Genomic DNA, 12,823 nt, shown 5'->3' with positions numbered 1-12,823 from the left:
TTTTTGTTTTGGCTTGGTATTTGGCTATTACCAATCTTCACATTGGCCATTATACGCTCGATAACGACTACTAGGGCTACACTTTTATTCACCAAAAGGATTGGAAAAACGTAAAACAAAAGCCTCCCGTGGCTAACGGGCATGATGAAAATAAAAGGGTTGCACCAGAAGTTTTTACAAATGCAACCCTCTCAAATCTTAAACGATTAGAAGTACACTAATATCCCTCACGTTGTTCCAGTGCCGGATTTGCATCAACCTCAGCCAGTGGATAAGGAAAATACACCTGTTTTTCAGAAACAGTAAGTCCGCGTTGCTCGGCATATTCAAGAAATTTGCCATGGCGAATCAGGTCTTCACGACGTTTTCCTTCAGAGAAAAACTCCCATCCACGTTCATCAAGAATCAAATCCCTGAAAGTCTCTTTGTCGACTACATCCGCTAAGGTATAAGGTGTCACTTCAGCTCGGTTTCTTACCAAATTTATTAAATCGACAGATTCCTGTGTAGGGCCATTAATTTCATTCAATGCTTCTGCCCGGCAAAGGAGGATATCTGCATATCTAAGGTATGGCGTGTCAGCACCACTAGCATTCCCTACTTGATCATTATCAAAGTATTTAATGCTTCTGCTGTTGTCAGTTGTTGTCCTCAGATTTACTAATGCCCCCGCAGCATTGTAATAATTTTCAATAATCGTTTTTTTTCTGGCGTCATCAGGGTCAAACGAATCTACAAAACCATCTCTCATTGTGAACTGGGTGGCCCAGTTGGCCATACTTGTGGTCCATTCAAATTCCGGGATATTGTCCGATCTTCTGAATCCGGGAGGAAAAGCTCCGTTCTGGTAATTGTTGTTACGGCCTTCCTCGTTGGTTAACGACCAGGTCACAATAATTTCCTTGTTGGCCGGATTATTTTGAGGCTCATTTTCAACAAAAAAAGTTGCTCTGTAATTTGGGTATATCTCGTAATAATTTAAATCCATCAGGTCCTGGGTAACTTTAACGACTTTGGCCCACTGCTTTGTGTTCATTAAAAATTTAGTTAATGCAGCATAAGCATGTCCTTTAGTTGCTCTTGCAACTTGCGTTTGCTCTGATGGATGCACTAGATCCTCGGCGGCTTCCATCAACTCGGTCTCAACAAAGTTTCTAAAATCCTCCTCGGCTGGAAGTCCAAGCTCTTTGGGCTGGATTGTTAAATCACTAGTTGTTCTGAGTGGCACTACTCCAAAATATTTGTACATATACGCATATTCAAATGCCCTGATATATCTTGCTTCTGCGACCACTTGTCTTTTGAAATCCTCATCAACCTGAGAATCTTCAATATTGTCGAGCAAGGTGTTTGCATTTCTTATCGCCCTGTATCTTGGAGACCAGAACAAGTTTTGAAGCTGGGCAGTAGAGGCATCCCAGTTAAAATCAATATAAGGTTTCATTTCCCGTTCGACAGCCCCGATTCGAACAAAGCCAATATCCGTTGTTACTTCGCTGATCAAAACTTCATCCCGGACAGTAGGCCCCATGCTATACTCATTGTATGCAGAGAACAACAATGCTTCAAGTCCGGCTTCAGATTGCAGCGCATTTCCCGGTGCAAATTCATCGACAGGGGATAAATCCAACTTGCTTTCGCATGACACAATTGAACCCATTAAAAGCAAGATTCCTGATATTTGTTTGATAATTCTATTTTTCATCTTTGCAATTTTTTAAAATTCTACATTTACACCTACCATATAGGTACGAGGAAGAGGATAAGCATTGAAATCGATTGCAGAAGAATTGCTCCCACTGGCATTTGCTGCCGGATCCGTTCCCAAATATTTTGTAATCGTAAATAGATTTTGAGCGGTAAGGTAAAACGAAAGTTTACTGAACAAGCCAATCTTTTCTACCGGAAAATCATATCCGAGCTTTACCGATTGTAAGCGGATAAAAGAGGCATCTTCCACTGTTAACGTACTAATAAGGGCAGTAGTCCCTCCAGAAGCTAATGGGTTCACAAAAGAAGGATACTTATTGGATGGATTTTCAGGAGTCCACCTGTTCAGTAATGGTTCTGCGATACGATTCTGCCTGAAATTATTCGGGAACATAGAATTTGCCAGGTTTGCATTAAGTTTATCAATGCCTTCAACCCCTTGCATGACAATATCCAATGTGAAATCTTTTACTTTCAGATTACTGGTAAATCCCCAGGTAAAGTCTGGTATCGGGTCGCCGATTACAGAACGGTCATCGCCATTTATTGTTTTATCCCCATTGATATCCCGATACTTAATATCTCCCGGGCTTACGTTGTCATTTGTTATACTAAAATCATCGTCAACCTGCCAAATACCATCTACAATAAGTCCATAATAAGAATCCAATGGTTCTCCCGGAGTAATAATTGAGAAATCGGGTATCTGAGCAAGTCCTCCCCGAATAATATCTCCACGATCACCAATATTAAGAACCTCATTTTTCAAGGTTGAAAAATTGCCTGAAATATTCCAATACAGGTTCGTCTTTCGAATCACATCCCAGCTCAGTGTAAATTCAAATCCTTGGTTTCTGACACCACCCAAGTTCTGAACCTGACCTTCAAATCCTGTATTTAATGGCTGAGGAATATTAACCAGCAAATCGGTCGTTTCTTTGTTGAAATAGTCAACTGATCCAGTAATTCGATTTTCCAGTAATCCAAAATCAAAACCAATGTCGAATTGAACGGCCCTTTCCCAAGTTAAGTTCGGGTTGGCAATCCTTGACGGCAAAATTGTACTGTAATAGCTGTTTCCAAAAAGAACCTGTCCTCCTGTAGAGAATGTCTGGAATGCCAATGAGTTGCCAATATTGGCATTTCCTGTGCTACCAAGACTAATTCGGGGTTTCAATTCGGTAATCCAATCTAATCCGTCCATAAAATCTTCCTCTTGCATTTTCCACGCAAACGCACCTGAGGGGAAATAGCCAAACTTGTTATTCTCACCAAATCTGGAAGATCCGTCAGCCCGGATGGATGCAGTAAACAAGTATTTATTCATAAGCGAGTAGTTTACCCGAGCCAGGTATGAGATAAACTTTGCCTGCGTTCGGCCACTGCCTACATGGTTTAATAGTGGATCACCCGAGCCCAGCGCATTGGTTCCTAAATCAGGAAGCGCAAATCCGCGAGCATCAGCAGCAAAGCTTTTGGTCTGGAAGTACTCGTAGGTTGCACCTACGACACCGGACAATCTGTTTACTCCAAACTCTTTGTTGAAATTCAGGGTTCCCTCTGTAGAAACATAGTCTTTTCTTCCCGTTTGGATTGAGGCAATTCCTCCTGTACCGGCACCTGACAACGTATAAGGCTGAACGAAAATATCTCTCCTTACATCCTGTACATCACCCCCCACTTTAACCTGTGCAGATAATTCAGGAATGATGAAATACTCCAAATAGGTACTTCCAATAAAACGAAATGTTTCAGCAAATGCATCCTCTCCGTTCAAAATAGAGAGCGGATTGTCACCTGTGAAAAATTGGGAACGCTTGTAACTTCCATCTGCATTATATGGAGCAATTACAGGATCGTAATTGATCGCCGTGTATATAGCTCCCCCATTTTCATTAATGCCAACACCTGTGGAAGCAAAATCGTCGTAGATATACGATGCGTTCAAAGTTACCCCGGCCCGAAGCTTCTGTTGTTCATCGTATGCCAGATTTACTCTTGTATTGTAACGTTTAATTCCGGATCCATCAACTAACCCCTCTTGGTCGAAGTAGTTTAAAGAGGTAAAATAGGTCAGGTTCTCAGAGCCGCCCGAGAAGGAAACATTGTGGTTTTGTATCGCAGCTGTCCGGAAAATCTGGTCCTGCCAGTCAGTCCCTTCTCCTTCAATTTCTGTGATCCGTTGCAGAGGATCACCCCCACCCAAATCAATGATCGAATTTAAAACATCGCGGTATTCTGTTGGCGACAACACATCAAGCGTTTCAGCGGCCTGTTGTACGCCGTAATATCCATCATAAGCAACCTTCAGTTTTCCTTTCTTGCCCTTTTTTGTTGTAATAATTACAACTCCGTTTGATCCCCTGGATCCGTAAATCGCAGTTGCAGAAGCATCTTTTAGAACTTCCAATGATTCAATGTCAGTTGGATTCAAAGAATTTAGCGGGTTTCTTGGATTTTGATTACCGGTAAAACCAACCCCTCCTGTACCTGCAACGGCACTATTATTGATGATAAGACCATCGACGACATAAAGAGGCTCACTTCCGGCTTGGATCGAACCGGAGCCTCGTATATTTATGCTCAAGCCACCACCCGGTTCATTACTTTTTTGAGAAATCTGAACTCCTGCAACCCGGCCTTGTAGTGCTTGCTCAATAGAGGCATTGGCGCCTGGATTCAATTCATCAGCTTTTACTGAAGAAACAGCACCGGTAAGATCACTCTTTCTAACAACCCCATAACCGATCGCCACTACTTCATCAATGCCAATAGACTCCTCCTGCATCGTAATATTAATCGTACTTTGACCGGCAACTTCGATCTCGCGCGATCGCATCCCCACAAACGAAAATACAAGTACCCCATCGCCCGGGACATTCAACAGGCTGTAACGCCCATCTGCATCCGTAATCGTACCGGTAGTCGTTCCCTTTACCAAAACGGTAACACCTGGCATGGGCTCACCTGCCGGGTCGGTTACTTTTCCGCTCACCGGTTGGTTTTGCTGAGCGGATACCGACATTTTAGCAGAGGGCGACAGAATAATCCGGCGATTGTCGATGGAGTAGCTTACTTGCTGCCCCTCAAAAATCTCATCCAACAACTTGTCAATCGATAAATCCTTTGCATGGACATTGATGCGGCGGTACACATCGACAAACTCGTTGTTGTAGATGAAAAAATAGCCGCTCTCGTCTTCAATCTCCCGCAGAACATCTTTTATCTGTACATTTTCCCGGGTCATGGTAAATGTCTTGTTCTGGGAATAGGTTCCCGAAGCCATCAACGTAAAGGTTGACAATAAGAAGAAAAAAGTAGTCAGTTTCATAATAAACAGAACTTTAGTCCTTAGAATACGGTGAAGTATTCCATTCTTGTTAGTTTTTTTCATAAATTCGAAATGTTTAAATTTTTAAACTCTATTGGATGTCTGTTCGTAGCAGACATGTTAACAACAGGAGGGTGGTGGAACACCTTCCTGTTTTCATTTACAAAGGGTTCGGTGTGTGGTCAGTGTTTCATATCATTCCATTTTAAGTTTGATTAAGCGTTTTTGATAGCGCCCCTGGCTGTCTTTTTCCAGCGGGCTTATTTCGTAGCTCAGCGGCGAGGTCATACTGAATATCTTGAGGATTTCTTCAACCGGTTCGTCAATGAATGTCCCGGTAAAGCGATAGTTAGCCAGGCGCTGATCGGTCAGTTCGATTTGAACATTGTACCAGTGCTCCAACTCCCGAATTACCTCGCGGATTGGGTCATCCAGGAAAACCATTTTTCCATCGATCCAACCTATGTATTTCTCCAGATCGGAAGTGTTTTCTTTGATCAGTTTATTTTCTTTTGCCTCGAAACGGCCTAGCTGATTGGGTTCCAGCACCAGCAGTTTTTTCGCGGTTTGGCGATCGGTTGTATTGATGGCCACTTTACCTTCTACCAACACCACATCAATCGCATGTTCCGGCTCGTAGGCATCCACATTGAACTCGGTGCCCAGCGCTTCCACCTCAATAGGGCCGGCTTTCACAATAAACGGCCGGTTTGGATCTTTGGCCACGGCAAAGTAGCCTTCTCCCTTCAACTCGATCAGGCGTTGGTCTTGGGAAGCAAATTGGCTGGAAAATTTCATTGAACTGCCCGAGTTGAGAAATACGGTTGAGCCGTCGGGTAAATCAACGTTTGTACGGGTGCCATAGGCGGCCACCACCTCCTGGAAATATTCACCTGAAGGCTTGCTTTCGGAAGTAAGATAGTTATACAGCCCTGAAAGGAGGACAGACAACAGCAACACAGCAGCAACCTGGTAAACCAAACGAAGGCCACTCGGGACAACTTTCCGGACTCCGGCATGGCGGCGAACCCGGTTAAGGGCAGCGGGGCGATCAATCTTGCCGGGGAAATGAAGCCGTTGCGATCTCTCCCACAAGCTGGCCAAATCATCAAACTCGGCTTGGTTGGCCGCACTTTTACGCAGCCATTCATCCAAAACGGCTGAATCTTCCGGGCTAATGTCGCCGGTCAGTTTTTTGGAAATGAGGACATAAATTGAATCAATATCGGGTGCCATTTTTCTGCTTTTACCCCGATGACCCCAAAAGACAGCGACAACCCTACATCGAAAATGAAAAAAATCTAATCTTTTCGGAAACTAACTGCATTTCAACGTTAAATGGGTCAGGCCCCGTTTGGCCATCCGCATAAAAAACAGGATGGACGGGCTGTTTTTCAGTTTGAAAGAAGGTAAAAATTCGCGTAGCTCAACCCGCAACGTTTTCAGCGAACGGGCGATCAGCGCTTCCACGCCCTTCACCGAAATGTTCATCTCGGTGGCAATCTCCTTGTTGCTCAGGTTCTCGAAGCGGCTCAGTTCGAAAGCCTGTCGGCACCGTGGGGGGAGTTGTCCCAGGGCAACAATCAGGCGTTCCTCGAAATCGCGGCCCAGGATCTCATGCTCAGTCGAATCATCGGCCATGCTTCCCCGGTGCTCGTGTTTCAGCTCCATCTTCTTCAGTTCTGTCAGGTAGTCCGACACCTGGTTGCGTACCATCCTGGTAAGATAGCCCCCCAGGTTTTCGATTTTACCGAGCAAAACCCGCCGCTCCCACAACTTCACAAACACGTTTTGCACCAAGCTTTGCGACATATCGGCATCGTGAATAAACGAACAGGCAAACCGGCAAAGATTGTCGTAATATTTATTGAAAATGAAATCGAAGGCGCGAACATTGCCACTGCTCAGTTCGTGCAGCAACAACGTGTCGGGACTGGAACTATGTAACGACTGAATTTGCATGAAAGACAGATTTCACTGCTGCCAAATGTACAGCATTCGAAGAAATGAAAAAATAGCCCGCGTTTTTTTGTAGCTCAGGGACTGCCACCGCCTGCTCACGGACAGCCGAAATTACAGCCATTCGGCTCACACCCCCGACGGAAACCTCCTTCGCGAAGACGGAAACTCTCCCCATGATGACGGAAACCTCCGCCACGCACACGGACAGCAAAACCACGAAAGGCGGAAAGTTATGAAACCGTGGCCGACTGTTTTTTGCCGCTTTGCTTATCGCGTCGTTTTTCAACCCAAAGGTAAATGGTTGGCAAAACAAGCAACGTCAATAAGGTGGAAGTGATCAACCCGCCAATAACCACCGTGGCCAGGGGACGCTGTACCTCGGAGCCGGGCCCTGAGTTGAAGGCCATGGGGATGAAGCCCAAACTGGCCACCAGCGCGGTCATCAGCACGGGACGAAGCCGGTCGATGGCGCCATCCACCACCAGCTTTTTCAGCGGACCGTCGCTTTCTTTCCGCAGTTCGTTGATATGGTCGAGCAACACAATGCCGTTGAGCACAGCTACCCCAAACAAGGCGACAAAACCAATGCTGGCCGAAACCGACAGGTACATACCCCGGACCCACAACAGAAAAACGCCGCCCGACAAGGCAAACGGCAAATTCAGCAAAATGATGAGTGCAAAACGCATGTGCCCGAAGTTGAGGTACAACAGGCCGATGATGATGAAAAGCGACAACGGAACGACTAACAGCAGATGGTTCATTGCCCGGCGCTGGTTTTCGAAAGTGCCCCCGTATTCGAGAAAATAGCCCGGCGGAACTTCGGCTTGTTCATCAATTGCCTGCTGCAAATTGGCCACGTAAGTGCCCATATCGGTATTTTTGATATTGACTCCCACAATCAACCGTCGCCAGCCGTTTTCGCGCTGAATTTCGCGCGGGCCTTCCTGTGCAACAATCCGGCTCACCCGTTTTAAAGGAATGAACTGGCCGTTTGCCAGGTGCACGGGAATTTCCTGGATTTGCTGAAGCTGTTCCCGGATGTCCTTCGGGTAACGTACCAAAATATCGAAACGCCGTTGCCCTTCGTACACCTGTCCGGCAATCTGGCCGCCAATGCCGGCTTCAATCACCTGTTGCACCTCGTCCACGTTCAGCCCAAACGAAGCCACCGCCTCGCGGTCAATTTCAATGGTTAGGTAGGGTTGCCCAATGGGCTGCTCCACAAAATAGTTATCAGTCCCCGGCAGGCTGGCCGCAACTTTCGAGATCGCCTCGCCAATGCGGTTTAGTTCTTCCAGATCTTCGCCATAAATTTTCACGGCCAAATCCGATTTCACCCCACTGGTCAGCTCATCCACCCGCATGGCAATCGGTTGAGTAAAGTTGTAGGCCAGACCAGGTTCAGTCTTCAGGTAAGGTTCAATCTGAGCAACAATATCTTCCTTGGTGAACCCTTTGCGCCATTCATCCGGATTTTTGAGCACCACCCACACATCGGTTTGATGCACCCCCATCCAGTCGTTGGCCAAATCGGAGCGTCCGGTTTTGGGGACCACCGTTTCAATCTCCGGGATGTTTTTCATCAATTGGGAAGCCAGCCAATTGGCATTTTCAATCGACTCTTCCAGAGTGACAGACGGCATGCGAACCTGTTCCACCAGGATGGAACCTTCATCGAGTTCGGGCAAAAACTCGCTTCCCAAACGCGCCATTACCACCAAAGAGAGCGCGAATACCACCAGGGCGACACCTAAAACCAGCCCACGCTTTTGGATGTTACGCTCCAAAAAGCGCCGGTAGATGGGTTGCAGCCAACTGATGAGCCTGTTTTTACGGGGCTTCACCCCGCGGCGAAATACCAAGACCGATATAGATGGCACAAACACCAGTGCCAATAACAACGACCCCAGAACGGCGGCTGCTACCGTTATCGCCATCGGACGGTACAGGATTCCTTCCATCCCACTGAAGGTCATAATTGGTACATACACCATCAGGATGATCAGCACCCCGAAAAAGATGGGCCGCACCACTTGCCGGGCAGCTTTCAGGATAGTTTCTGCTGCCGGTTCCTTTTTGTCGCTTCCGTGCAGACGGTGGATAATATTTTCGACCATCACCACCGATCCGTCCACCACCATCCCAAAGTCGATCGCGCCCAGGCTCATCAGATTGGCAGCCAGCCCAAACTCACGCATGCCGATAAAGGCAAACAACATCGAAAACGGAATAACCATCGCCACGATAATTGCCCCTGAAAATTCGCCCAGCAAAAGCAGCAACACCACAATCACCAGAAAACCACCTTCTACCAAATTGGTGGTAATGGTGCCTGTGGTCCGTTTGATCAGGTCCGACTGATCGTAAAACTTTTCAATTACCACACCCTCAGGCAGATTTTTGTTGATGGATTCAATTTTTTCTTCGATACCGGCAATCACCTCACGCCCGTTGCCGCCGCGAAGCATCATCACAATGCCGGTAACCACTTCGCCCCGCCCGTCGCGGGTAACTCCGCCCTGCCGGATTTGCGTGCCCAACTCCACCTCGGCCACATCCTTGATAAACACCGGTGTATTGCCCAACTTGGTGACCACAATATTGAGGATGTCTTCCTTCTTGTTGATTTGTCCAAAACCGCGCACAATGTACTGTTCGCGATTGTGCTCCAGGAAATTTCCCCCGGATACCGAATTATTGCTGCCAATAGCATCGATGATATCCTGGATGTTCACGCCGTACATCCGCATTTTTCCGGGTTGAATAATGACATTGTATTCTTTGACAAAGCCACCAAACGAATTGATCTCGGTGACGCCCTTCACCACCTTTAGTTGCGGGGCAATAAGCCAGTCCTGAATCTCCCGCAGTTCGGTGAGCGAATAATTTTCGCCCTTCACTTCATACTGATAGATTTCGCCCAGCGCGGTAGAAATAGGGCCAAGCTGCGGGGCCGACACATCGGGCGGCAATTCGTCAACAATGGATTGCAGCCGCTGACTAACCATTTGCCGGGCAAAATAAATGTCGGTGTTTTCTTCAAATTCAACCGTAACGGCCGAGAGCCCAAACTGCGAAATTGATCGGACTTCCTTCACATCGGGCAAGCCGTTCATGGCCGTTTCGATAGGGTAGCTGACCAGTTTCTCCACGTCGTAGGGCGAGTAACGCCCCGCTTTTGTAATAACCAATACCTGCACAGGCGTAACATCGGGCAGTGAATTGATGGGTAACTGCCTGAGCGAATACACGCCTGCAACTGCCATCAGTACCACCAACGAAAGAGCAACATATTTTTGTCTGACAGAAAATTCGATAATCCGGTGTAACATGTTTTTCGGGTTTGACGGTTATTCCTCTGCAATCAGTTCGTAGCGCGAGAGGGCTTTCAGGCTGAAAACCTGCGACACGGCCAGCTCTTCATTATCGCTGATGCCGTGTTGAGCAATCGCAAAACGGTCGCGAATTTCCGACACGTCCACGGCCCGCTTTTCATACGTATGGTCATCTATTTTAACAAACACAATGGCTTGGTTCCCGTCGTAGGTCACTGCTTGCAGCGGAACGGCGAACACCTCGCCTACCGAGCTGGTGCTAATTTGGAGGCGGACATTTTCACCGGGCCGGGGCCAGTTGTTTTCGGGGACAATTTCGATGTTGACCACCACCGAGCGATTATCTTCATCGAGGCCGGGGTTAACCGATGAAATCCGGGCTTTCAGGTTCAGGCTACTTCCCTCCCGTTGGGCAATGGTGACACTATCGCCGGGATTCACAAAACGGGCATCCGCCGGGCTCAGATAACCTTTTACGAGTACCTGCTCCAAATCGATTATGCGACCCAATTTTTCCAGGGCATTCACCGACTGGCCCAGGTCCACCATGCGCTGGTCGAAACTTCCGTTGATGGAGGCATGGATCTTCAGGCTGGGATCGATTTGCTCCGCATTGCTGAACGCTTCAATTTCATGGTCGGGCACACCGATGGCCTTCAACTTCGCATAGGCAGAGATAGAAGCTGCCGTCGCCCGCTGAAAATCCGACATGGCACGCTCCAGCTCCGAACGTGAGCTAATCGTTTGCTCCACCAACTGCTTCAGCCGTTCGAGCCGACTGGTCTGAAACTTCTCTTCGGCAATGGCCTGCAGGTATTCGGCAACCAAGTTCCCAAACACCAGGCTCTCAATTTTGAAGAGTTCCTGGCCTTTCCGCACCAATTGACCTTCGTGCACCATAATGGCGCTAATCTGTCCGTCAACAGGCGTACTGATAATACTGACATGGTTGGGCGCCGGAAACACAACACCGGGGGCCTGCAACGTGTATTGCTGAATGCTGCTGCTAACCCGGGCGGTCTGAATGTTCAACTCCGTTTTCTCCTTATCGGTGAGGCGGACAATCAGCTTGCCTTCGCTCGGCCCCGCGACGGATGGAGGAGTTTCCTGCACCTCCCCGGTGGTTACTTTATCTCCACCGCCTGAGCACGAAGCCCAAGTCAGAGGAAGCCCCAAAAAGAGAATAACCATTAAATATTCTTTCAATGTTGTCATGGTGCTTATCGTTTTAATACACTAATTCTTTGTTCAGAAATTTCTCCAACTGAACCAGTTCGAGGTAATAATCGCGCAAGGCCACGAGGTATTGCTTCTGATTGGATAAGAAGGTTTGTTGCGCGTTGATCAGGTTGAGCAGATCAATCTCGCCCAGCCGGAATGCTTCCAGACTCAACTGCTGCAACTTCTGCGATTTGCCGCTCATGATTTGCTGGTAGCGGTCAATTATTTGCTTACTGCTGATGTAGCCATGCCAGGCATGTTCAATTTTCTGCTTCATTTCCAACTCAATGTCTTTTTGCTGCCATTCAATTTCGGTCTGCCGGGCTTCGGCCATCCTGATTTTCCCCTTTTGCCCGAAAGGCAGCCAAACCGGTAAGCTGAGCCCCACTTCAAATCCATTATAATTAAATCCGTCGCCATAATTTTGCCGGTACAGGTTGAAACGAATATCGGGTAGGAGGTTGCTTTTGGCCTCTTTTAATTTGTATTGTGATGCCTGATATTCATGCAGGGCAGCCGTATAGGCTGGCTGTTCGTGCAAGACTGAAAGTGCCAGGATTTGGTCAATTTCAACGGCCGTGCTGCTCAGGCTATCAGCAAACTGAATGTCGTAGCTGATCGCGGGCACCTCGAGCCCCATCAAATAAAACAGGCTGTAACGCGCCAAATGCAGCAAACGTTCTGCTTCGCTGAGCGAATTTTCGGCCTCGGCCACCTGTAACTCGGCATTCAGCAAATCCATTCCGTTTCCGATGCCCGTTTCAAAGCGAGTATAAACAGCATTGTATAATTCGTCCGCCAATTTCTTTTGTTGCTTTCCCAAGTCCTGCAGATACAAGGCATAAAGCACCTCCACGTAACGCGATTTCACCTCCGACTTAAGCTCATTTTCCATCGCCCGGATGCGGTAACTCAACGCCTCGGCTTCTTGCCTGACAGCTTTCAACCGGTAAATAGTGGTCAGCGGAAAATCAACTGTTTGGGAAATTGTCCAGCGTCTTTCCTCAAAAGGCTTGGCTGCCTTGCTATCGATTCCTTCCTCGAAATAGCTGATTTCAGGCGCTTCGATGCCAGTCAACGTGCGCCACTCGTTTTCTTTTTGCACCAGAACGGCACGTGCCTGATTGAGACCGGGGTGGTTCATCAGGGCCGAATCTACCGCGTGGGAAAGCAGCAGCCGTTTTTCCTGTGCACCTAAAAAGCCGGGAAGCAACAGGATGAAAAAGACTAAAAATTTGATCATGACTGAATGAATTTTCAC

At 47.5% G+C, this 12,823-nt stretch carries 7 protein-coding genes; all 7 read right to left on the bottom strand.

Annotated elements, in window-relative coordinates; all coding sequences use genetic code 11:
• Positions 1-217 precede the first annotated feature (217 nt).
• Positions 218-1,705 carry a RagB/SusD family nutrient uptake outer membrane protein gene (locus N2K84_RS02545; RefSeq protein ID WP_282590198.1) on the bottom strand — a complete coding sequence of 496 codons (1,488 nt, stop codon included), beginning with the start codon at positions 1,703-1,705 and terminating at the stop codon, positions 218-220.
• A gap of 12 nt (positions 1,706-1,717) precedes the next feature.
• On the bottom strand, positions 1,718-4,957 hold the full coding sequence (locus N2K84_RS02540; protein ID WP_282590327.1) for a TonB-dependent receptor: 3,240 nt from the start codon (positions 4,955-4,957) through the stop codon (positions 1,718-1,720).
• A gap of 279 nt (positions 4,958-5,236) precedes the next feature.
• The gene (locus N2K84_RS02535) at positions 5,237-6,277 is read right to left on the bottom strand and encodes a FecR family protein (RefSeq protein WP_282590197.1); all 1,041 of its coding nucleotides are present in this window, start codon (positions 6,275-6,277) and stop codon (positions 5,237-5,239) included.
• An 81-nt stretch (positions 6,278-6,358) separates the two neighbouring features.
• Positions 6,359-7,003, bottom strand: a complete 645-nt coding sequence (locus tag N2K84_RS02530) for an RNA polymerase sigma-70 factor (RefSeq protein ID WP_282590196.1) — start codon at positions 7,001-7,003, stop codon at positions 6,359-6,361.
• Positions 7,004-7,233: 230 nt separating this feature from the next.
• Positions 7,234-10,338: an efflux RND transporter permease subunit gene (locus N2K84_RS02525; protein ID WP_282590195.1), complete on the bottom strand. Its 3,105-nt coding sequence runs from the start codon at positions 10,336-10,338 to the stop codon at positions 7,234-7,236.
• 18 nt (positions 10,339-10,356) lie between these two features.
• Entirely contained in the window at positions 10,357-11,556 is a 1,200-nt protein-coding gene (locus N2K84_RS02520; RefSeq protein ID WP_282590194.1) for an efflux RND transporter periplasmic adaptor subunit, read from the bottom strand.
• A 13-nt stretch (positions 11,557-11,569) separates the two neighbouring features.
• Positions 11,570-12,805, bottom strand: coding sequence for a TolC family protein (locus N2K84_RS02515; RefSeq protein WP_282590193.1), 1,236 nt, complete (start codon positions 12,803-12,805; stop codon positions 11,570-11,572).
• Positions 12,806-12,823: the final 18 nt, after the last annotated feature.

Origin of the sequence: Gaoshiqia sediminis (assembly GCF_025907915.1) — a bacterium.
GTDB classification, from domain to species: Bacteria; Bacteroidota; Bacteroidia; order Bacteroidales; family Prolixibacteraceae; genus Gaoshiqia; species Gaoshiqia sediminis.
The sequence above is the reverse complement of the archived record's forward strand: the minus strand, read 5'-3'. Positions and strand labels throughout refer to the sequence as shown.